Origin of the sequence: Butyricicoccus faecihominis, from assembly GCF_024462775.1 — a bacterium.
Taxonomy (GTDB): domain Bacteria; phylum Bacillota; class Clostridia; order Oscillospirales; family Butyricicoccaceae; genus Agathobaculum; species Agathobaculum faecihominis_A.
Genome location: NZ_JANGCE010000040.1, coordinates 1 through 22863, shown reverse-complemented (window position 1 = coordinate 22863; position 22863 = coordinate 1). Strand labels below are relative to the sequence as shown.

21 protein-coding genes are annotated in these 22863 nt (G+C 58.2%); 13 read left to right on the top strand and 8 right to left on the bottom strand.

What is annotated here, in order from left to right:
- Window positions 1-93: 93 nt before the first annotated feature.
- The 11 genes from NE562_RS15780 (at window position 94) to NE562_RS15730 (ending at window position 11534) form a co-directional block, all read left to right on the top strand.
- Window positions 94-960, top strand: a complete 867-nt coding sequence (locus tag NE562_RS15780) for a class I SAM-dependent methyltransferase (protein ID WP_280963380.1) — start codon at window positions 94-96, stop codon at window positions 958-960.
- A 111-nt stretch (window positions 961-1071) separates the two neighbouring features.
- Complete coding sequence (locus tag NE562_RS15775) at window positions 1072-1245, top strand: hypothetical protein (protein WP_280963379.1); 174 nt, start codon at window positions 1072-1074, stop codon at window positions 1243-1245.
- A gap of 3 nt (window positions 1246-1248) precedes the next feature.
- Window positions 1249-2103, top strand: coding sequence for an energy-coupling factor transporter ATPase (locus NE562_RS15770; protein ID WP_280963378.1), 855 nt, complete (start codon window positions 1249-1251; stop codon window positions 2101-2103).
- Between the two features lie 164 nt (window positions 2104-2267).
- Window positions 2268-3140: an energy-coupling factor transporter ATPase gene (locus NE562_RS15765; RefSeq protein ID WP_280963377.1), complete on the top strand. Its 873-nt coding sequence runs from the start codon at window positions 2268-2270 to the stop codon at window positions 3138-3140.
- Window positions 3134-3946 (top strand): energy-coupling factor transporter transmembrane component T family protein, encoded by an 813-nt coding sequence (locus tag NE562_RS15760; protein WP_280963376.1) that lies wholly within the window; start codon window positions 3134-3136, stop codon window positions 3944-3946. Before NE562_RS15765 ends, NE562_RS15760 begins: the two co-directional genes overlap by 7 nt.
- Before the next feature lie 2 nt (window positions 3947-3948).
- The gene (gene truA / locus NE562_RS15755) at window positions 3949-4734 is read left to right on the top strand and encodes a tRNA pseudouridine(38-40) synthase TruA (protein WP_280963375.1); all 786 of its coding nucleotides are present in this window, start codon (window positions 3949-3951) and stop codon (window positions 4732-4734) included.
- A 210-nt stretch (window positions 4735-4944) separates the two neighbouring features.
- Window positions 4945-6207 carry a DUF5711 family protein gene (locus tag NE562_RS15750; RefSeq protein WP_280963374.1) on the top strand — a complete coding sequence of 421 codons (1263 nt, stop codon included), beginning with the start codon at window positions 4945-4947 and terminating at the stop codon, window positions 6205-6207.
- Window positions 6197-6814 (top strand): CvpA family protein, encoded by a 618-nt coding sequence (locus NE562_RS15745; protein ID WP_280963373.1) that lies wholly within the window; start codon window positions 6197-6199, stop codon window positions 6812-6814. The genes NE562_RS15750 and NE562_RS15745 overlap by 11 nt, the downstream gene beginning before the upstream one ends.
- A 35-nt stretch (window positions 6815-6849) precedes the next feature.
- Window positions 6850-9183 (top strand): ATP-dependent Clp protease ATP-binding subunit, encoded by a 2334-nt coding sequence (locus NE562_RS15740; RefSeq protein WP_280963372.1) that lies wholly within the window; start codon window positions 6850-6852, stop codon window positions 9181-9183.
- A gap of 468 nt (window positions 9184-9651) precedes the next feature.
- On the top strand, window positions 9652-10149 hold the full coding sequence (locus NE562_RS15735) for an RNA polymerase sigma factor (RefSeq protein ID WP_280963371.1): 498 nt from the start codon (window positions 9652-9654) through the stop codon (window positions 10147-10149).
- Between the two features lie 2 nt (window positions 10150-10151).
- Complete coding sequence (locus tag NE562_RS15730) at window positions 10152-11534, top strand: DUF4179 domain-containing protein (protein WP_280963370.1); 1383 nt, start codon at window positions 10152-10154, stop codon at window positions 11532-11534.
- 53 nt (window positions 11535-11587) lie between these two features.
- On the opposite strand, the gene NE562_RS15725 is transcribed toward NE562_RS15730, so the two are convergent.
- The 7 genes from NE562_RS15725 to NE562_RS15695 form a co-directional block, all read right to left on the bottom strand.
- On the bottom strand, window positions 11588-12877 hold the full coding sequence (locus NE562_RS15725; RefSeq protein ID WP_280963369.1) for a TRAP transporter large permease: 1290 nt from the start codon (window positions 12875-12877) through the stop codon (window positions 11588-11590).
- Complete coding sequence (locus NE562_RS15720) at window positions 12874-13464, bottom strand: TRAP transporter small permease (RefSeq protein ID WP_280963368.1); 591 nt, start codon at window positions 13462-13464, stop codon at window positions 12874-12876. Before NE562_RS15720 ends, NE562_RS15725 begins: the two co-directional genes overlap by 4 nt.
- A gap of 40 nt (window positions 13465-13504) precedes the next feature.
- A complete protein-coding gene (locus NE562_RS15715) occupies window positions 13505-14524 on the bottom strand; it encodes a C4-dicarboxylate TRAP transporter substrate-binding protein (protein WP_280963367.1) in 1020 nt (339 codons plus the stop codon).
- Between the two features lie 229 nt (window positions 14525-14753).
- Window positions 14754-16862 carry a glycogen debranching protein gene (locus tag NE562_RS15710; protein ID WP_419196015.1) on the bottom strand — a complete coding sequence of 703 codons (2109 nt, stop codon included), beginning with the start codon at window positions 16860-16862 and terminating at the stop codon, window positions 14754-14756.
- Between the two features lie 56 nt (window positions 16863-16918).
- Window positions 16919-17371 (bottom strand): YjbQ family protein, encoded by a 453-nt coding sequence (locus tag NE562_RS15705; RefSeq protein ID WP_280963366.1) that lies wholly within the window; start codon window positions 17369-17371, stop codon window positions 16919-16921.
- A 39-nt stretch (window positions 17372-17410) separates the two neighbouring features.
- Window positions 17411-18268, bottom strand: a complete 858-nt coding sequence (gene rfbA, locus NE562_RS15700; protein ID WP_280963365.1) for a glucose-1-phosphate thymidylyltransferase RfbA — start codon at window positions 18266-18268, stop codon at window positions 17411-17413.
- Window positions 18269-18652: 384 nt separating this feature from the next.
- Entirely contained in the window at window positions 18653-18826 is a 174-nt protein-coding gene (locus NE562_RS15695) for a helix-turn-helix domain-containing protein (protein ID WP_280963386.1), read from the bottom strand.
- 100 nt (window positions 18827-18926) lie between these two features.
- On the opposite strand from NE562_RS15695, the gene NE562_RS15690 reads away from it, so the two are divergent.
- Window positions 18927-19172: a hypothetical protein gene (locus NE562_RS15690; RefSeq protein WP_280963364.1), complete on the top strand. Its 246-nt coding sequence runs from the start codon at window positions 18927-18929 to the stop codon at window positions 19170-19172.
- Window positions 19173-19286: 114 nt separating this feature from the next.
- Here the strand turns inward: NE562_RS15690 and ppdK are convergent, their stop codons facing one another.
- Window positions 19287-21920 (bottom strand): pyruvate, phosphate dikinase, encoded by a 2634-nt coding sequence (gene ppdK / locus NE562_RS15685; RefSeq protein WP_280963363.1) that lies wholly within the window; start codon window positions 21918-21920, stop codon window positions 19287-19289.
- Window positions 21921-22565: 645 nt separating this feature from the next.
- On the opposite strand from ppdK, the gene NE562_RS15680 reads away from it, so the two are divergent.
- On the top strand, window positions 22566-22863 hold a 298-nt coding region (locus tag NE562_RS15680), incomplete at its 3' end, for a hypothetical protein (protein ID WP_280963362.1).

Genomic DNA, 22863 nt, shown 5'->3' with positions numbered 1-22863 from the left:
CTCCTATCCGCGCGGCGGTTTTCATTGCGCGAAAGTGGGTTTGGTGGTAGAATAGAGACTGATATATTGTGGAATGACGGGAAAAGGAAAACTATGTGGATTGCTGAGAACTGGAAAGATTACACCGTTTTAGACTGCGGCGGCGGTGAAAAGGTAGAGCGCTGGGGGGATCAGACCCTGATCCGGCCCGACCCGCAGGCCATTTGGCCGCGAACGAACGGCTGCCGCGCGTGGGAAAAACCCAACGCGATTTATCACCGCTCCAACGCGGGCGGCGGTAAGTGGGAAATTCGCAAGCTGCCCGAGCAATGGGCCGTTCGCTACGGCGAATTGACGTTCCAGCTCAAGCCCATGAGCTTCAAACATACCGGTCTGTTCCCGGAGCAGGCCGCAAACTGGGATTTTATCGACCGTATGGTGCGGAAGGCGCACCGTCCGGTATCGGTTTTGAACCTTTTCGCCTACACCGGCGGGGCTACGCTGGCCGCCGCGGCAGCCGGCGCGAGCGTGTGCCACGTGGACGCTTCCAAGGGCATGGTGCAGTGGGCGCGTGAAAACGCCGCGTCCTCCGGACTGGAAGCGCACCCCATTCGCTGGATCGTGGACGACTGCAAAAAATTCGTCCAACGCGAAATTCGACGCGGCCGCAAGTACGATGCGATCATCATGGACCCGCCGAGCTATGGCCGCGGCCCCTCGGGCGAAACCTGGAAGATCGAGGACGACATCGCCGATTTCATCGATCTGACCATGCAGCTTCTATCGGACAAGCCGCTCTTCGTTCTCGTTTCGAGCTACTCGACCGGCCTTGCCCCCTCGGTCATGGCCTATCTGCTCGGCACCACGGCGGGTAAACGCGCGCTCGGTAAGATCGAAGCGCAGGAGCTTGGCCTGCCCGTTCAGTCGACCGGACTGTTTTTACCCTGCGGCTCCTCCGCGCGGTTCATCGCGGAGGAATAATCGGGCGAGACATCCGCCTAAACGAGGCGAAAGGGTTCGCGCAGGTTTCTTCGGGCCTACGCTCTTTAAAATGACGGTCTGTTGTAAAAGCTAACCGGGAGGCATGCTACCATGCAAACCATTCCATTTATTTGGCTTATTCTTTTCGTTATCATCGCGCTGATCATTTTGTGCAGCGCGCTGTATATGATTATACACGCCGCTATCAAGGACGCGCTGCGCGAGCTAAAAGCAGAGGAACGCCGTGAGGCCGCCCGCTCGCATCCTCAAGCAAAGGACGAATAAAACATGGCTGAAATTATCAAAACAGAAAATCTTGAATACGCCTACCCGACGGAGGACGGAACACTTTCCATTCCCGTTTTGAAGGGGGTGGACCTTTCCATCCGGCGGGGCGAGTTTGTCGCAGTACTGGGCCATAACGGTTCGGGCAAGAGTACGCTTGCGGGCCACTTCAATGCCATTCGCCTGCCCACGGGCGGCGTTTGCTACGTGGACATGATGGACACGCGGGATGAAAATAACACCTATGAAGTGCGCAAGACCGTCGCCATGGTGTTCCAGAACCCGGATAACCAGCTGGTCGCCACCGTGGTGGAGGAGGACGTCGCCTTTGCGCTGGAAAACATGGGCGTGCCGCCGGAGGAAATCCGCGTGCGCGTGGACGACGCGCTGCGTGCCGTCGGCATGTATGAATACCGCAAACAGGCGCCGCACCGCCTTTCGGGCGGCCAGAAGCAGCGTATCGCCATAGCGGGCGTGATCGCCATGATGCCCCGCTGCGTCGTTCTGGACGAGCCTACCGCCATGCTCGACCCGCAGGGCCGCCGCGAGGTCATGTTGACCGTGCGTGAGCTCAACGAAAAGTTCGGTATCACGGTCGTTTTGATCACCCACCACATGGACGAAGCCGTACAGGCGGGCCGCGTGGTCGTAATGCATCAGGGCGAGGTTTTGATGGACGGCGCGCCGCGCGAGATATTCACCCGCGTGGACGAACTGCGAAACGCTAGTCTTACCGTGCCGCAAACCATTGAGATTCTTTACGATCTCAATGCCGCGGAAGGCACGAGCCTGCCGATTGACGCGCTCTCCGTTGAGGAATGCGCGGATACGCTGCAAAAATACCTTATTAATAATTAGGAGTTAGTAGTTAGTAATTAGTAATTGGGCGCTTTTTCTTTCGTTTTACTCTGTTGTACTTTTAGGAAGCGCTGCTCCTTTATTCCTCGGCGCAAGCAGCGCCCCCATCTCCATAATTCCTAATTTCTAATTCCTAACTACTAATTAACAAAGGGGTTTTTTCCTTGTCAACCATTCTGGAAACGCGGGGCCTGACCCATGTATATGGCGCGGGCACCCCTTTCGAGCGCGTTGCGCTCGACCACGTGGATCTCAAAATTGAAAAAGGCGAAATTCTCGGCGTGATCGGCCACACCGGTTCGGGCAAATCGACGCTCATCCAGCATTTCAACGGCCTGCTCGCGCCCACCTCCGGCGAAGTTCTGCTGGATGGCAAGCCTATCTGGAACGAAAAGGGCAAGTGCGCCCGTGAAACGCGCTTTCGCGTCGGTCTGGTGTTTCAGTATCCGGAATACCAGCTCTTTGAGGAAACCATTGCCAAGGATATCGCCTACGGGCCGACCAACATGGGCCTTGCGCCGGACGAAATTGCGGCGCGCGTATCGGAATCCATGCGGGCGGTCGGGCTGGACGAGGCGCTTTCCTCTCAGTCCCCGTTCGCGCTTTCCGGCGGGCAGAAGCGCCGCGTCGCCATTGCGGGCGTGATCGCCATGCGACCCGACGTGCTGGTGCTGGACGAACCCACCGCCGGTTTAGACCCCGCCGGGCGGGACGAAATTTTAGACCTCATCCGCGGCTACCACCGCGAGAGCGGCGCGACCGTGCTGATCGTCTCCCACTCGATGGAGGATATCGCGAAGCTTGCCGACCGCCTGCTTGTCATGAATGAAGCAAAGATTCTGTTTTGCGATAGCCCGCGCGAGGTTTTCTCGCACGCGGGCGAGATCATCGCCGCCGGGCTCGATATCCCGATGGTCACCAAGGTCATGCTGGAGCTGAACAAGCGCGGCATCCCGGTCGATCCCTCGGTGTTCACCGTCGACGGGGCGCTCGCGGCCATCCGGGCCTATCGGAAAGGGGGCGGGCAGCCATGCTGAAGGATATCACCATCGGCCAGTTCTTCCCCGGTGAAAGCGCGGTGCACCGGCTCGACCCCCGCGTCAAGATCGTTTTGACGGTCGCCATGATCATCACCCTGTTCCTTGCGGGCGGACCGATCTCGTATGCGCTCATCATCGCTTTTCTGGCCGTCGTGATCGGTATTTCGCGCATTTCGCCAAAGCTTGTGGTGCGCGGCCTCAAACCGATCCTGTTCATCATCTGCTTTACGGCGGTGCTCAACCTGTTTTACACCCCCTCGCCCACCGGAGAATACCTGTGGCAGTGGGGCTGGCTGCATATCTCATGGGAGGGCGTTAAGGTCGCGTTTTTCATGGTGCTGCGCCTGATGCTGCTCATCATCGCCACCTCGATGTTGACCTACACCACCTCGCCCATCCAGCTGACGGACGGCTTGGAGCGCCTGCTTTCGCCGCTGAAAAAGCTCCACGCGCCCGTGCACGAGCTGGCTATGATGATGTCGATCGCGCTGCGCTTCATCCCGACCCTGATCGAGGAGACCGAAAAAATTATTTCGGCGCAAAAAGCGCGCGGCGCGGATTTTGAATCCGGCAACCTTATCCAGCGCGCCAAGGCTATGATCCCGATCTTGGTGCCGCTGTTCATCTCGGCCTTCCGCCGGGCGGACGAGCTTGCCACCGCCATGGAATGCCGCCTGTACCGGGGCGACGTGGGCCGCACGCGTATGAAGCAGCTGAAAATAGAAACGGTGGATATCGGTGCGATCGTTATTTGTGTTCTTGTGTTCGGCGGCGTGATCGCGCTGGGCCGCTTTGGGTTATAAATATGAATACAGCGCTTGTTTTATCCTATGTGGGCACGCATTTCCACGGCTGGCAGGTGCAGAAAAACGGCCCCTCCATTCAGGAAACGCTGGAAACCGTGCTGCACCGCCTGACCGGGCAAAAGATGCATGTTTCCGGCGTTGGCCGGACCGACGCGGGCGTACACGCCCGCCGCTATGTCGCAAACTTCAAGGGGAACTGCACCATTCCACTGGACCGGCTGCCGTTCGCCATGAACAGCCTGTTGCCGGAGGATATCGCGGTATCGGCCGCCGTACCCGTGCCGGAGGAATTTGACGCCCGTTTTGACTGCACCCGCAAGGAATACGCCTACGAGCTATTCCCCTCCGCGCTGCGCGATCCGTTTTTGGCCGCGCGCGCCTATCGCACCACCTATACGCTGGACGCCGCGCTGATGCAGGCGGGCGCGCAGTATTTTGTCGGCAAGCAGGATTTCGCCGCCGTGCGCAGTCAGGGCACGCCGGTCAAAAGTACGGTGCGCACCGTCTTTTGGTGCGAGGTGGAAACGGACGGTCCGCTTATCCGTATCCGTGTGTGCGGGGACGGTTTTTTGTACAACATGGTGCGCGCGATCTCGGGCACGCTATTATACGTCGGCTGCGGCAAGATCGCGCCGGACGAGGTCGCATCCATTCTCCGCTCCTGCGACCGCGAGCAGGCAGGCCCCACCCTGCCCGCCTGCGGCCTTTATATGAACCGTTTGTGGTATGACCATACGCCGGAGCTGGCAACATTTAATTTACACAAATTAGCAGTTAGAAATTAGTAATTAGTAATTTAGTGACTGGGGTTTGAAACAGCAAAAAGACAAGCGCAAACGCCAAACGTTACAGCGTTGCGCCATGCATAGCGCCAATCACCGCCCCGCAATTTCTAACTACTAATTACTAATTACTAATTACTAACTACTTATTATAATTAACATTCGCTTCATATATCGCCATGCAATTCGCGTTACAATGAGGAGGTGAGGCAAATGGCCGAACATATCACTCGAAACTCTAAAAATGTGGTGCAGTTCCCGCGCAGCCGCAAGGAGCGCAAGCGCATCCTGCGTGAAAGCAGGGACGGCCGCGTGCGCGTCTGCTCCAAGCTGCGCGCCATGTGCGGCTGGGTGCTGGTCGCCAGCGCGGTCCTGTTTTTGCTTTTGAACTTCCGGCTGTTTTCGCCCTCTTCCATCCGCAGCCTGACGAGTTACGCGGTTGCCGGACTGCGCCAGAACAGCGGCGACGCCTCCGCCATCCCCTACGAAAACGGCTCGTTCCACGACGCGGCGCTGTACGCGGGCGGTCTGGCCTATACGGATGGCGATACCCTGTATCTTGCCCGGCCGGGCGGTGCGGTCACGCAGCGCCTGCCAATGAGCTATTCGCAGCCCACCGTGGAAGCCGCCGGCGGCTATGTGCTCGCCTTTGACCGGGGCGGTCACGGCGTTACGCTGACCAATTCCTATCAGCCCGTGGCCGAGCTAGACCTCGCTTCACCCATCATTACCGCGGGCATTGGCAGGGACGGCCGCTTTTTCGTCGTCACGGACGAGCAGGGCTACCGCACCGCCGTCGCGGTTTACGATAACCGCGGAAACGAAGTGTTTAAATGGAGAACCTCGGAATACTATATCGTGTCGGCCGCCCTGTCGCCGGATGGCAAAATGCTTTCCGTCCTTTCGTTCAAGCAAAACGGCGTGTCGCTTGATTCGCAGGTGTTCTTCTTCCGGCTCGACCGGGATACGGCGCAGGCCGAAGCCACCATCCCGGGCGTTTTGGGGCTAGAGCTTGCCTACCTATCGGACGGCACCGCCGCCGCCCTGTGCGACAACGGCCTTTACTTGATCGATAAAAAGGGCGAAGTCACAAATCCCATAGCCTATTCCTCCGGCGATCTGCTGGCGTTCTCCTTTGGCGATAACGCGCTTGCGCTTGCTACCCGTTCGTTTTCCGGTTCAGCGCGGAGCGATATCTATTTGATCCGCTCAGGCGGCAAACTGGAGGGCCCTATCGCCTCGACGGAGGAACCGTCGGCGCTCGCCATTTCCCGGACCGGCCTTGCCGCGCTGACCGTTTCGGGCGTTACCGTGTACACGAGCGACCTGACGCCCTCGTGGCACAACAGCGAAGCCGTGGGCGCGCGCCGCCTACTCTTGAAGGATGACGGCACGCTCTTTGCCCTGTACGCGAAAAACGCCCGCCTGTTTACCGCACATTCCGAACGTTCCGAGGAGATCCCGCATGACAACTGACGCGCTGACTGATTTTTTTAAAGGACTTTTAAACCTGCCCGATCTGATCATTTTGCTGCTCGTGCTGGCCGGCCTTGTTCTCGGCTTGCGCCGCGGCCTGCTGTACACGCTGTGCGGCGTCATCGGCCGCTTGGCCGCCTTGGGCGCCGCCGTGTTCGCGGCCAAAGCGCTCGCGCCCGGCGCGGCTAAAATGATCGTTTCCCCCATCGTGGGCGAGGTCTTTTCCCGCCAAGCGGAGCTTGGGCAGGCCGCCGGCCTGCTGGACGGTATCAAGCAAACCGTTACCGAAGCCGCCACTCATATGGCGGAAAGCATTGCGTTTCTGGCGCTGTTGCTGTTGCTGGGCGTGCTGTTTGGCTGGCTGATCTCGTTCGCCATCAAGAGCCTGCACTTTGTCGCGCACCTGACGCCGCTCGGCTTTCTGGATGCTTTAGGCGGCGGCGTGCTGGGCGCGCTCGGCGGCGTGGCGGTCGCCGCGCTCATCCTGCTCGGCATTCAATGGTTCGCGCCCATCACCTATACCTCGCTCGGCTGCCTTTCGCCCGAGCGTGTTCAGGCCACGGTGCTGCTCTCGCGTTTGATCGATATCCTGCCGGTCGCCATATAAAAACGGCAACACCCCAAGAAGGAGATTTTTTTACTATGAACATGCCAATGTGCTCGCGCTGCCACAAAAACATCGCGGTGGTCTTCATCACCAAGATCGAAGGGCCGGACAAATCGACGCAGGAGGGCCTGTGCCTTAAATGCGCGCGCGAGCTCGGCGTCAAGCCGCTCGATAACATCATGGAGCAGATGGGCATCACCGAGGACGATCTGGAAGCCCTCGCGGGCGAAATCGGCTCGCTTGAGGACCTGACCGACCTTGTGCCCGCCGGTACGGACGGCGCGGAGGACGACGCGCCGCACGAGACCGACCCTGCCTCCGGCGACGCGGAGGAGCCCGCGGAGCGCCGCCCATTTAACCTGCCCTCTATTTTCGGCCCGAACATGCCGCGCCGCTCTGGGGATAATGTACGCACCCGCGCCCAGCAGCCTCAGCGCGATGATAAAAAGCGCAAGTACCTGAATAATTACTGCGAGGATCTGACGCGCAAGGCGCGCGAAGGCCTGCTTGACCGTATCGTCGGGCGCGACCGCGAGACCGACCGCGTCATCCAGATCTTGAACCGCCGCCAGAAGAACAATCCTTGCCTGATCGGCGAGCCCGGCGTGGGCAAGACCGCCGTGGCCGAGGGGCTGGCCTGCCGCATCGCGGAGGGGCGCATTCCCTTCAAGCTGCGGAATAAAGAGGTGCATTTGCTCGATCTGACCGCGCTTGTCGCGGGCACGCAGTTTCGCGGCCAGTTTGAAAGCCGCATGAAGGGCCTGATCGACGAAGTCAAAAAGCTGGGTAACATCATCCTCGTTATCGACGAGGTGCACAACATCGTCGGCGCGGGCGATTCGGAAGGTTCGATGAACGCCGCGAATATCTTGAAACCCGCCCTGTCGCGCGGCGAGATCCAAGTGATCGGCGCGACCACCTTCTCCGAATACCGCAAGCATATCGAAAAGGACGCAGCTCTGGAGCGCCGCTTCCAGCCCGTCCATATCGGCGAGCCCTCGGTCGCGGAGACCGCAGAGATCCTGCGCGGCATCCGCTCCTATTATGAAACCTTCCACGGCGTGACGGTTTCGGATGAGATCTGCGACGAAGCCGCCCGCATGAGCGAGCGCTACATCACCGACCGTTTCCTGCCCGACAAGGCGATTGACCTGATCGACGAAGCGTGCTCGCGCCTAAACCTTGATTCGCCGCAGCTTTCCGAGATGCCGGCCCTGCAAACCGAGCTGGAAAGCCTTCAAACGCAGCTTGACCTGCTCTCCCAGCAGGCGCAAAACGACGAGCAGGAAGAGACCTACGCCCGCATCGCTTCGTGCCGCCAGCGCATGCTGCAAGTGGAGAACCGTCTGCACGAATTGCAGACCCAGCCCGCCCCCAGCCTCAGTGAAACGCAGCTCGCCTCGGTGATCGAGCTTTGGACGGGCATCCCCGCCTCCAAGGTCTGCGCGCAGGAATCCGCCCGCCTTGCGGGTATGGAAGATCGCCTGCACGGCCGCATCATCGGGCAGGACGAAGCCGTTTCCGCCGTGTGCGCGGCCATTCGCCGCTCGCGCGCGGGCATCAGCCCCAAGAAAAAGCCGGTGTCCTTCCTGTTTGTCGGTCCGACCGGCGTGGGCAAAACCGAGCTTGTCAAGCAGCTTGCCACCGATCTGTTCGATTCGCCGGATTCGCTGGTGCGGCTCGATATGTCCGAATATATGGAAAAGCACACGGTCTCCCGTCTGATCGGCTCGCCTCCGGGCTATGTCGGCTATGATGAAGCCGGGCAGCTCACCGAGAAGATTCGCCGCCGCCCCTACTCCGTCGTGTTGTTCGACGAGATCGAAAAGGCGCATCCGGACGTGCTCAACGCACTTCTGCAAATTCTGGACGACGGCCGCCTGTCCGACGCGCAGGGCCGCGTGGTCAGCTTTGAAAACACTGTGATCGTCATGACCTCGAACGCGGGCTCACAGGCGGGCAGCGGCGGTTCGCTCGGCTTTGGCAAGAGCGTGACCGAGCAGAGCCGCGACCGCGCCATGAAGGCTCTGGAAGAGCTGATGCGGCCCGAATTTTTGAACCGTATCGACGAGATCATCGCCTTTAACCAGCTTTCCGAAGCGGACTTCCGCCATATCGCCTCGATCATGCTGGGCGAGCTGCGAGACAGCCTCGCGGAAAAGAAGCTGCGCCTGACATGGGACGACAGCGTGCTCGATTACCTGACGGGTAAATCGTTCTCCGTCAAGTTCGGCGCGCGCAACCTGCGCCGCCTGATCGAAAAGGAGATCGAAAACCCGCTCGCCACCGCGATTGTCCTGAGCGACCGCCCCCTCTCCGGCGCGCACATCTTAGCGCCCGCAGACGCGATCGAGATCCAAACCATCTAAAACCAAGGAGCTGTAAAAAACTGTTGCAAAATAGAAGAGTACCCAAATGTCATTCTGAACGAAGTGAAGAATCTCGCGCGAACGCGCGTTCCCAGCGTAAATTCCGCGCATTCGCGCGAGATTCGCGCTCATTAAAATGCCGCTAAGCGGCAGATTAAGGATAGCAGACTACGGTCTCGTCGCTTCGCTCCTCAGAATGACAGAATTGGTAGCATTTTTCGCTCTGCAACAGTTTTCTATTCATTTGTGAGAACTTATTTTACAGCCCCTTGATGATCATATTCGACAAAACACAAGCGTACATGACACTCGGGCGGCCGCAGGTCGCCTCTACGCGGGGGCTCGCCGGCTCCTTCGCCGTAGGGGCTTCTTGCGGCCGCCCGCTTTTCAACTTTTTTTAATCGCGCGGGAGCATTTCCTTTGCTCCGCGCATCTTAATAGTGTCCGGACAGTAAATGAGGTGATACCATGGAAATGATACTGACGCCAGCGGCGAGCGACCTACACGCCCGCTTCTGCGCCGCTGTGACCGAACACAAACTCGCCATGTACCGCGCGGCGCGCGCGCTTTCCGACTGCGACGCGGACGCGGAGGACGCGGTAAGCGAAGCGATCCTGCGGGCTTGGCAGGCCTTCCCCCGGTTGCGCGACTACGCCGCCATAAAGGGCTGGCTGATCCGCATCACGGTAAACTGCGCGCACGAGCACCGCCGCAAGGGCGCGCGCGTGACGTATATGGACGACCTGACAGCCGTCGCGGGCGGCAAAAGCGATACCTACGACAGCGGCCTATGGGACACGGTATGCCGCCTGCCCATGGACTTTCGCGCCGTGACCGTGCTGTACTATTTTGAGGATATGACCACCGCCGAGATCGCAAAGGCGCTCGGCGTGCGCGAAGGCACGGTACGCTCGCGGCTTGCCCGCGCGAGAGACCGCCTGCGCACGCTTTTGGAGGAGGAATAACCATGACATTTGATGAAAAGCTAAAGGCCCGCGCGGAACGCGAGGGCAGCCCCACGCCCGAGGGCTTTGATGACCGTATCGCAAATCGGCTGCAATCGCTGCCCGCGCCGGAGCGGCCCACGCGCCGCCTTCCCCTGCGGCGTGCGGTAGTGGTCGGTATCGCGGCGGCGCTCTGCCTAGCCGGCGCGGCAGCCGCCCCCACCGTCATTTCAATGGCGCGCGGCGCGATCAATTACTTTGACAGCGAACGCCATACCGCCTATGGTTCGCAACAAGACAAGTTTGAAGCATACAACGCCGCCGTTGGTCTGAGCCAAAAAAACGGGGAACGGACCTTGACGATCGACAACATCGCGGTGGACGACAGCTATCTCAACGTGTTCTACACCCTGACCAGCGAAACGCCGCTTGCTTTGCCGAGCACCGACGCCACGCCCGCTGAAATACGAGTCAGTCTTTCCGCACCACATTTCTGGGCCGTGATAGACGGTAAAAAGCTCGAACCCACTGGCACGATTGAATCCGAGGCCTATGCAGTAAATGATCGCACCCTTAAAGGAATGGAACGCATCGCGCTGACCCGCGCCCTGCCCGATGAATTTGAGCTTCTGCTCTATACCGGCGGCACAGATGCGATCAAGGACGCGGAATTTCAGTTTTCGCTCGCGGTCGACAAAAGCGCGGTTGCGGTCGAAAGCCTGTCGGTCGAACCGAAAATCGATTTTACGTTAGACTTTACCACGTGGTTCGGTGACCCGCCGGAACGATATGACTTCCACCACGAGGTCCGTATCGAGCGTGTATCTATCTCTCCTTTCGGTTCTACGCTCACGCTGAGCGAGAAAGCCGATGATCCCTTGACCGCCTTCGTCCTGCGCGACGATCAGGGCAAGTACCTGCCGGTACTGCCCTCAGGCACTATCGGCAGCGGAATCTACCGAGTGAGCAACGTGTTTGAGTTCCTTGGCGCGGATACGGATACCAAATCCATCACGCTCATCCCCATCGGCGCGGAAAGTCATTCTCACGCCGTCGAAGGCGCGCTGGATGCCCTGCCCTTGACCGACGATACCGAAGGCGGCGTTACGCTTGAGACCCTTCAAATCGGCCCAGACAAAGCAGTCGCAACATTCTCAACAGAGGGCGCTATGTTCCTGTTTCCACAGCAATTTACTTTGACTGATGAAAACGGCAAATACCTTTCTTTTCACGGCGACACCTACCTCGATAGCACCATCGACCGCGAGACCGGCCTTATCACTTCGACCCTTTATTACCCGCAGGCCACCGCCGAAGACCTCGCCAAGGTGCACGGCGTAACCTTCTGGCAGGATGATCCCCTGACGCTTCTCGAAGACCAAGCCGTTACCATTGACCTGCAATAACACAAAAAACGCCGCTGATAGCGGCGTTTTTTGTGTTTTCATAGGGTCTGCCGCTAGCTCCCAAACAGCCTTAGCAGCCCCAGCGATATCCCCGGCACATAGGTGATGAGCAGCAGGCACGCCAGCAAGGTCAGCAGCAGCGGCCAGCCCTCCCGAATATATTCGGATACCTTGACCTTGATGATCGAAACACAGGTAAATAGTAGAATGCCAAACGGAGGCGACGCGCCGCCGATGGTGTCGTTCAGGCACATGATAATGCCGAAATGGATCGGATCGATGCCCAGCTTTGTTGCGATCGGCACCAGCAGCGGCGGCAGAATGATCAGCGCGGCCGCGCTGTCCATGAACATACCCAGCAGGATCAGAAAGATGTTCACGATCAAAAGAAACACCACCGGGCTGTCCGTAAAGTTCATGATCGCCGTGGCCAGTGTTTGCGGGATGTTTTCCAGCGTCAAATAGCGTGCGAACATATTCGCGCCCGCCAAGATGAACATGATGCACGCCGTCGTCACGGCGGATTCCACCAAGATTTTGGGCACCATGCTCCACTTGAGCTTTTTATAGATCAGCGCGCCCACCACGGCGGAAAACATGATGCAAAACGCGCCGCACTCGGTCGGTGTGAACACGCCGAGGCGCAGCCCCATGATGATGCCGAGTGGCAGCAGCAGCGCCCAGATTGAGCGCCCGAGCTGCGCCAGCACCTCTCGCCCGGTGGCGCGCTTGTCCCGGCTTGGTTTCAGGCCCCTGCGTTTTGAAATAAAATCGGTCACCACCATCAGCGCGGCGGCGATCAGTAAGCCGGGCAGATAGCCCGCCATGAACATATCGCCGATCGATTGGTTGGCGGCGGTCGCGTAAATGATCAGGCAAATGCCGGGCGGTATGATCGGCGTGATGCAGGAAGAGCAGGTGGTGACGGCCGCCGAAAAGCCCTTGGTGTATCCGCGCTTTTCCATTTCAGGCACAATGATCTTTGCATTGAACGCGGTATCCGCGTTGCCCGAACCCGAGCAACCGCCCATAAACGTGCTGGTTAAAATGTTGACCTGCGCCAGCCCGCCGACGCGGTGCCCGATCAGCACCTCGGCGAAATCCATGATCGCGCCCGCGATTCCGCCGTAGGACATGACCACGCCCGCCGTGACGAACAGCGGAATCGCCAGCATGGTGAACGACTGGCTCTGCGCGACCAGCGATTGCAGGATCATATCCATCGGCATGCCCGGGCTTAAAAATACGAAATAGCTCAGCCCCGCCGCAAGCAGACAGTACCCGACCGGAATATTGAAGGCGAACAGCAGGAATAAGATAAGGATAGGCAGAAACTGCGTCATTTCTTCTCCTCCCCGCCGTTCGGCTTCGCGCGGTCCTCTACATGCAGCTGTAAGGTCTCATCCTCCGCCACGCCGCCCATGACCGTATCGTAATCCAGAATACCGCTGTAAAGCGGTTTGGAGCGGTAATAATCCTGATGCAAAAACAGATTCTTGATAAAGCCCAGGCTGTGCGCGCACATCATGCCAAAGCCAACGACCGCGGACAGATCGACCCAGAAATAACTGATATATAGAATCGGCGTCACCTTGCTGCCCGCGCTCACCGCAAAGCGGAAGCTGAAAAACGTCATCACGACACAGATGAGCAATATCAAAAAGGTAGAGAGAAGCGATACCACCTTTCGCGCCGTTTCAGGAAACAGACGCACCAGCAGGTCGATGCCGCCGTGCAGGCTCCGCTTGTAGGCCGCGCTCGCTCCCACAAAGATGATCCACGCGAAGCAGAAGTACGAGACCTCCTCCAGCCATGGGATGGACTGCCGCGTTGCCACGCGCAGCACAACGTTGAAGGAGATCATGCACACCATCAGCAGCAGGAAAAAGGAAACAATGATCTCCTCGAAATTTGCCAATACTTTTTTCATAGCGTATCCCCCGTTAACTTTTCGCGTCTTCGGGCCTGTATCAGGCTCTGATAATGGCCGTTACGCGGTCATACAGCCCTTCCGACCATTCCGGGAACTTTTGATAGACGGATTCCGTGGCCGCGCGGTAAGCGTCGGTATCGCACGCGATAAATTCCACACCCTCGCCGGTCATCTTTTCGCGCACTTCCTTTTCCTCTTCCTGTACCTTTTCCGTCACTGTTTCGGCAAAGACGATCGCTTCCTCCTCCAATATCTTTTGCTGCTCCGGCGTCAGGCTTTGGAAAACCGCTTCGGACATTTCGATCCCATTGGGCTGAATGATGTGGTTGGTTTCGGATACGTACTTACATACCTCGTGGAACCGCGCGGCGTAGATCGCGGGCAGCGGATTTTCCATGCCGTCCGCCACGCCTTGCGAAAGCGCGGTATACACTTCGCTGAATGAAATGGTCGTCGTATTGGCCCCCATCGCGGTCAGCATTTCGATCCACAGCGGTACAGAGGGCACACGCACCTTCATGCCCTTCATCTCGTCCGGCGTGGGTACCGGCTTGTTGCCGATAAAAACGCGCGTGCCATAATAGCTCGACATATGGTCCAGCACGCGGATACCGGCTTCCGCTGCCTTTTCTACCATTTCATCGCCATAGTCGGAAAAGGCCAGCTTTTTGATTTGCGCGATATCGTCGAACAGGTACGGCCCCAGCATGACCGCGTAATCCGGCACATAATAGCACATGGCGGCGGGGTCCACATAGGTCAAGTAATTCGCGCCGCGCGCGCAGGCTTCCAGCGCGTCGTTGTCGTCCCCCAGCACGCCGTTGTGGTGCACCTCGATCACGACCTTGCCGCCCGTTTTTTCCTTGACGCGTTCGGCAAACGCTTCGATCTCCTTTGAGCAGGTCTCCTCCGGAGTCTGACTGTTGGCGAATTTCAGCGTCACCACCCCGTTCCCGTCCGCTTGTCCCGCCTCTCCGCTTGACTGTCCGCATCCCGCGGCAGCGGCCAGCAATAGGCAGCCGATCAACAAAACGCTGATCCATCGTTTGTTTCTCATGTTTGCACTCCTTTCAAGTTTGTCCAATATGTTCCTATCGTGTACATTAATATATTAATATAATATATAGCCTCTGTCAAGGATAATTGTCGCTTATTTAGCCTATTTTTTCTTCTATTTTCCATCTATATAAACAGACCTTCTCAGTCCTTGCCCCCTTGCATAGAAAAAACGCCGCAAAAGCGGCGTTTTATACATCTTTTATACATCTAAAGTGATTTTGCTTTCTTCACGCTGGGCACGGCTCCCCCACCAGCACCTGTACCGAGCGCGGCGCAAGCGTAACGTGCGAGCCGTCGAACGTCCCCTCCGGCGCAAGCGGGTCGCGCGCCGCGGTATCCGCCGCACGCCGCCAGCAAAAGCCGACCGGCAGGCTTGGAAGCTGCTGCCCATGCTCCTCCCAATGTACATTAAGGGCAAGGAACACAAAGTCGTCCCGCTCGCCCTGCGTGTCGCGGCCTGTGAACAGCACGCCGAGCTGGCGCGTCTCGCCGTCCACCGCGTCATTCCACGCGGTTCCGTTATGCAGGCTGGTATCCGGGTACTGCGCCGCGGCGGGCGCGGTCGTGCCGCGCAGCACCGGGTGAGCCCGCCGCAGCGCGATCATACCCTTGGTAAACGCAAACAAGCCTTCAAACTGTTCCAGCCGCGTCCAATCCAGCCATGATATCTCGTTATCCTGACAATAGGGATTGTTGTTTCCAAATTGGGTGTTGCCAAACTCATCTCCGGCCAAAAACATGGCCGCGCCCCGGCTGCACAGCAGCACGGCCATAGCGTTCTTGCGCAGGCGGTCGCGCAGGCCGTTTACGGCGGGGTCGTCTGTCTCGCCCTCCGCGCCGCAGTTCCAACTCGCGTTGTCGTTCGAGCCGTCCGTATTATCCCAGCCGTTTTGCTCGTTATGCTTTTCGTTATACGCGTAAAGATCGTACAACGGAAAACCGTCGTGGCAGGTAAGGAAATTGACCGAAGCGTTTTGCCGGCTGTCCGGCGGGTACAGATCGGGCGAACCGAGAATGCGCTGCACCGCCGCCGCGGCCACACCGCCGTCGCCCTTGAGAAAGCGGCGCAGATCGTCGCGGTACTTGCCGTTCCATTCGGCCCAGCGGTTCCACGAGGGGAACGAGCCGACTTGATACAGTCCGCCCGCGTCCCATGCCTCGGCGATCAGCTTGACCTTGCCGAGAATGGGGTCGAACGCCAAGCTTTCCAGCAGCGGCGGCGAGGCGAGCGGGCCGCCGTCCGGCGCGCGGCCCAGAATCGTGGCCAGATCAAAACGAAACCCATCCACCCGGTATTCCACCACCCAATGGCGTAAGCAGTCCAATATAAAATCGCGCACCATGGGGTGGTTGCAGTTGAGCGTATTGCCGCAGCCGGAAAAATTATAATACTTGCCGTCCGGCGTGAGCATGTAATAGATATTGTTGTCCAATCCCTTAAAGGAGAAAAAGGGACCGTGCTCGTCGCCCTCCGCCGTGTGGTTGAACACCACGTCCAAAATGACCTCGATTCCATGCGCGTTGAGCGCGCGGATCAGCTTTTTCAGCTCGTCGCCTTCGCGGTTGTATTCGATCGCGGCGGTGTAGCTGGTGTTGGGCGCGAAAAAGCAAACGGTGTTGTAGCCCCAATAGTTGTATAGGGGCTTTCCGTCGGCCACGCGGTCGTCCTCCATCTCGTCAAACTCGAAAACGGGCATCAGCTCGACCGCGTTCACGCCCAGCTCCAGCAGATAGGGCAGCTTTTCCATCAGCCCATCAAAGGTGCCGGGGTGCCGCACGCCCGATGAGGGATGCTTCGTAAAGCCGCGCACGTGGGTTTCGTAGATCACCATATCCTGAAACGGGATATGCGGCTCGCGGAAATCGCCCCAATCGAAATTCGAGTGCACCACGCGGCTGTGGTAAGCCACGCCGGGCGCGGAGCGCACGCCCCACTGACTCTGCCCGGTCACCGCGCGGGCGTAGGGGTCGAGCAGGAATTTTTCTCGGTCGAACAGCAGGCCGCGCGCGGGGTCGTGCGGGCCGTCCAGCCGGTAGGCGTATTCAAACTCGCAGATATTCAGGCCGAATACGATGATCGAATACGTATTGCCGATGCGAAAGGTCTCCGGAATGGGCAGCACGGCATAGGGCTGCTGCTCGCCCCGGTGAAAAAGACACAGCTCGCAATAGGTCGCGTAGAACGAATGCAGGGTAAAGTTCACGCCATCCGGCACCACGCTCGCGCCGTCCGATAAGTAAAACCCGGGCCTTACCGGAAAACCCGCGATCATGCCCGTTGGCTTCAGCGGTTCAATCTCGGCCATGGGGCACGCTTTTCTTTCCTTTTCCGTCATGGATACGCCTCCGCTTCCCAATGAAAAAGGGCGCGCCGGCGGCGCACCCCTTTATTTTATTCTCCGATTACCTGAAACACGATATCGCGCGTGCGGTCGTTGGTATCGCACTCGACCAAGGTCAGGTTCTGCCACGGTCCGCAAACGAGCTGACCATCCACAAACGGCACCGTGACCGAGGGCGACAGCAGCGCCGCCTTGATGTGAGACGAACCGTTATCGTCGTTCCACGTATCGTGGTGCTTGTAGTGAATGACCTTGCCGGTCTCATCCTGATAGGGGGAGAAAACGTCCATCGCGGCCTTCAGGTCGTGTCCGACAAGGCCGGGCTCGAACTCCAGCGATGTCAAACCGGCCACGCCGCCGGTTGTCCAGCCGGTAATAATGCCCGAATGCACGCCGTATTTTTTGCCTGCGTTTATGACCGCGGCGCGAAAATCATCGGTCACGTCGATCATGCCCATGTGGGCCTTGGTGCGGTAGGTTTTGGTTTCTGTGTAAACTGCCATAGGGTCTCCCTCTCTCTCCGTTTTGTTGACTGCCTTTGTTTATAAGCACTGTAAGTACTGGCCGTACAGCGTCTTATCGAGCTCCTGTCCAAGCTGGTGAAGCTGGTCGCGGCTGATATAGCCGCGCTCCAACGCAATCTCTTCCAAACAGGCGATGTAACGCCCGGTCTCATCCTGCACGCGCTTGACCTCCAAACCGGAGGAAAGCAGGTTGTCCGCCGTGCCCGCGTCGAGCCAGACGAAATCGCGGTCCAGCTTGACCACGTGCAGGCTGCCGCGCCGCAAGTACTCTAGGTTCACATCCGTAATCTCCAGCTCCCCCCGCGCGGAGGGCGTCAGGTTGTGCGCGATTTCCATGACCTGCTCATCGTAAAAATACAGGCCGGGGATGATGTAATTGGACTTTGGAAAACGGGGCTTTTCTTCAATGGATACCGCGTTTCCAGCCTTATCGAACTCCACCACGCCGAACGCGCGCGGGTCGGACACGTAGTAGCCGAACACACAGGCCCCCGCGTCGCATTCGACCGCCTGATTCAGGTAGCGGGCAAAATCGAGCGAATGAAAGATGTTGTCGCCCAGAACAAGACATACCTTGTCCCCGCCGACGAACTGCTCGCCGATCAGCAGCGCGTCCGCGATACCGCGCGCGACCTCCTGCACCTCGTACGTGATATTGACGCCAAAGCGCGAGCCCGAGCCGAGTAGCCGGTAAAACGGCCCTTCCTCTCCGGGCGGGATGATGATCATAATATCGCGAATGCCCGCCTGCATCAAAACGGCGAGCGGATAATAGATCATCGGCTTGTCGTAAACAGGCAGCAGCGGCTTGCATACCGGCCGCGTCATCGGGTACAAACGCGAGCCCTTGCCCGCAGCAAGAATGATTCCCTTCATAGTAAGCCCTCTGTCTTTTTAAATTTCAAATTGCTTTACAGGTATTATACCACAGCGGCAAGCATAAAAAAAGCCATTTGCACCCCGTATGTTCCGCTGGTGGCAGATTAATTTAGGCAAGCTTGTCTGCGGGAAAAAGCGCATAGGTAAACGGGCTTGTAGGGCGCGACGCCCTCGGCGCGCCGTCTCAGAGGGACGTAGCACTTGCCGAAAAACAAGGACACCCCGTCCGGCCGGACCGGCCTGTATGGTGCTTCCCCGTATTCTGGCGCTTCGCTCTCGGCGCGCCGGGGGCGTCGCGCCCTACTATTCCGGTGGTATCCATGTCTTTTTCTATGCGTTTTCCTAAACCAAACGGCATTGGCGGCTTATCTTGCACGAACGTTATTCGTCAAACCCCAGCATTTCGTTTGGCGTGGTGCCGAGGATGCGGCAAAGCTTCGCAAACGTCTCCACATCCATTTTTCGCTGTCTGGTCTCATACATCCCATAAGCTGCGGATTTCAGTCCCAGTTGTTCGCTTAGCTGTACCTGAGATAATTTCATTTCAAGCCGCATCTTTTTGAAAGCTTCAATATAATCCATAATACCTCTTGACTTCACACAGTTTGTGTGATAATATTATTTCACACAAACTGTGTGAATGGAGTTTTGCCTTATGAATACCTTTCTAAACGACCTCTACTACACCTACGGCCGGCACGAGCTGCCCGAACCGGCGCAATGGCGCAGCCACAAGGCCTATGACGAGCTGTACGCCCGCCTGTCGCCGGAAGGGCGCGCACAGCTGGGCGAAATCATCGCGGCGGCCCAGATCGAATCCGCTATCGCCGGAGAACGCGCCTTTACCGCGGGCCTTGATTTTGCTGTTTCCCTTTTCACCGGCATATTCGCGGAGTACTGACCGCCATCTTATCTGTAAGTATACCAGAGCCTGCCAATTCGCGCAAGCGCCAACGGCGGTCCACAACCGCAAAAAGGGCCGCCCCGTCAGGGGCGGCCTTTTCGCTATTTTTTTTTACGCCTTGCCAAGCTCCTTGACGCGCGCCTGAGCCGCCGCGAGGCGGGCGATCGGTACGCGGAAGGGCGAGCAGGATACGTAGTTCAGGCCCACATTGTGGCAGAACTCGACGGAGGAAAGGTCGCCGCCGTGCTCGCCGCAGATGCCGAGCTTGATGTCCGGGCGCACCTTGCGGCCAGCGTCCACGGCCATCTTGACCAGCTTGCCGACGCCGTTCTGATCCAAACGGGCAAACGGATCGGATTCGAGGATCTTCTTATCGAAGTAGCACTCGAGGATACGGCCCACATCATCGCGCGAGAAGCCGTAGGTCATCTGCGTCAGATCGTTCGTGCCGAAGGAGAAGAACTCGGCCTCGGTCGCGATCTCGTCCGCGGTAACAGCCGCGCGCGGGGTCTCGATCATCGTGCCGACCATATACTTCATCTTCAGGCCGGAGGCTTCGATCAGCGCGTCCGCCTTATCCTTGATGACCTTCTTGACGTAGCGCAGCTCGTTGATCTCGGATACCAGCGGCACCATGATCTCGGGCGTGATGTTCAGTCCGTCTGACTTGCACACGTTGATGGCGGCGGAGATGATAGCTTCGGTCTGCATCTCGGCGATCTCAGGATAGAGAACGTCCAGACGGCAGCCACGGGTGCCGAGCATCGGGTTGAACTCGTGCAGGTCGGCGATCTTGCTTTCCAGCTTTTCAGCGGGAATGTTCATTTCAGCCGCCAGATCGAGGATATCCTGCTCTTCCTTGGGCAGGAACTCGTGCAGCGGAGGATCAAGCAGGCGGATGGTAACAGGCAGGCCGCCCATTGCGCGGTAGATGGCTTCAAAGTCGCCGCGCTGCATCGGCAGAATCTTGGCGAGCGCCGCGCGGCGCTGGTCGACCGTGTCGGAAACGATCATTTCACGCACAGCCTTGATGCGCTCGGGCTCGAAGAACATATGCTCGGTGCGGCACAAGCCGATGCCCTCGGCGCCGAACTTGCGGGCCTGCTGGGCGTCGCGCGGGGTGTCGCCGTTAGTGCGTACGTGCAGGGTGCGGATTTCATCAGCCCAGCCCATGAAGCGGCCGAAATCGCCGGTGAGCTCGGCTTCCTGCGTGGCGATCTTGCCGAGGTATACGTTGCCGGTGGAACCGTCGAGCGAAATCTCCTCGCCCTCGTGGATGACCGTGCCGTCGCCGAAGGTGATGGTCTTGGCGGCTTCGGATACCTTGATGTCGTTAACGCCGGCGACGCAGCAGGTGCCCATGCCGCGGGCCACGACGGCCGCGTGGCTGGTCATGCCGCCGCGCGCGGTCATGATGCCTTCGGAAACGGCCATGCCGTCGATATCCTCCGGCGAGGTCTCCTGACGGACCAGTACGACCTTTTCACCCGTCTTGTGCGCCTTGGCGGCTTCCTCGGCGGTGAAGTATACCGCGCCGCAAGCAGCGCCGGGAGAAGCCGGCAGGCCCGAGGTGATCGGCTTGGCCGCGCTAAGCGCCGCGGGGTCAAACGTCGGGTGCAGCAGCGCGTCGAGCTGCTTGGGCTCTACCTTCATGATCGCCTGCTCCTTGGTGCAGACGCCTTCGTCCACCAGATCGACCGCTACCTTCAGCGCGGCCTGCGCGGTGCGCTTGCCGTTACGGGTCTGCAGCATATAGAGCTTGGCGTTTTCGATCGTAAACTCCATGTCCTGCATATCGCCGTAGTGCTGCTCCAGACGGCTGGAGATATCGACGAACTGCTGGTACACGTCGGGCATGGTGTCCTTAAGCGCGGAGATCGGCTGCGGGGTACGGATACCGGCCACAACGTCCTCGCCCTGCGCGTTCATCAGGAACTCGCCGTAAAGCTTCTTTTCGCCGGTGGCCGGGTTGCGGGTAAAGGCAACGCCGGTGCCCGAGGTATCGCCCATGTTGCCGAACACCATCGACTGGACGTTGACCGCGGTGCCCCAGGAGTGCGGGATATCGTTCATGCGGCGGTAGGTGTTGGCGCGCGGGTTATCCCACGAACGGAACACGGCGCGAACGGATTCCATCAGCTGGGCCTTGGGGTCCTGCGGGAAATCCTCGCCGAGGGAGTTTTTGTAGTGCGCCTTAAACAGGCTGATCAGTTCGAGCATGTCGTTTTCGTCCAGCTCGTTGTCGTGCTTGACGCCCTTCTTCTCCTTCACCTGATCGATGAACTGCTCGAACGAGGACTTGGGCAGTTCCATAACGACGTCGGAGAACATCTGAATGAAGCGGCGGTAGGAATCGCGCGCAAAGCGCGGGTTGCCCGTCAGCGCGGCCACGGCTTCACAGATCTGGTCGTTCATGCCGAGGTTCAGGATGGTATCCATCATGCCGGGCATGGACGCGCGCGCGCCCGAACGTACGGAGACCAAAAGCGGACGGTCGGGGTCGCCCAGCGTTTTACCGGTGACCTTCTCTAGCTTATCCAGATATTCCATGATCTGCTCTTGGATATCGGGGTAAATGGTGCGGCCATCCTCATAGTACCGGGTGCAAGCCTCGGTGGTGATGGTGAAGCCCTGCGGCACGGGCATGCCAAGGCCGGTCATCTCAGCCAGATTGGCGCCCTTGCCGCCGAGCAGCTCACGCATCGAGCCATTGCCTTCCGGGAACATGTAAACGTACTTCTTCATGTGGTTCGTTTCCTCCATTTCATCTTTGGAACTATTCTTCACTTTTCACAACACAAGAATATTATACCACGCAGTCGGTGCGCGGTTCCACTGTAGGATTATACCGATTTAAAGGAATCGCATTGTATAAAACGACGAAAAGCGCCAATTAGTTGAGTTTCCGTCTTGTGCGACACAACGTTTTTTAACTTAAATCATAATTTTATGTCGCTAAAAATTAAAGATATGTCGCTTTTTTTGTTTTTTTTACTGCTTTTGTGAAATGGTACCCAGATGCACGCCCGATTGCACCCAGTATTTCCTCTTGCAGGATTTCCTTCAAATACCATCCCACGGCAGCGTTTTCTTTCCGCGCGGCAACCGGCCTTATTTTTTGTGCAGGATAATTGGGTGTCCCAGCAGAATTATTTGATTTTTTGATTCCGCGTCTGTAAAAACGCCCTTTCGCCGAAAAAATCCAGCAGGATTATTAACCACATCAAACGGATTATAGCTTGAACATTTAACCCAAACAACCTATAATTTAGCTCATAAACCAAGCATAACCCACAGCACCGGCAAATTGGCCGCCTTTTTCCGCCGCCGGGCCGGACCGGCTATAAAAGAGTCGCAAATCAAAACAGAATCGTTTGACGGAGGGACAATATGAAAATCAGTGTTATCACCAACGGTATCAGTCAGGATTACGAGACCTGCTGCAAGATCTTGAAAGAAACCGGCGTGCGGTACGCCGAACTGCAAGAGGTATATGGCAAGCGCGTCGAGTTGCTCAGCGAAGAGGAAGCGCAAAAAATCAAGTCCCTGAACGAGCAATACGGGATCACGCCCGTGAGCGTCACCACGCACGCCTTTGCCGGCGTCGATGTGATGAGCCTGAACGTAGGCGACGAGACCTATGAAAAACACATGGCGCTTTTGAAAAACGGCATCCGCGTGGCCAAAA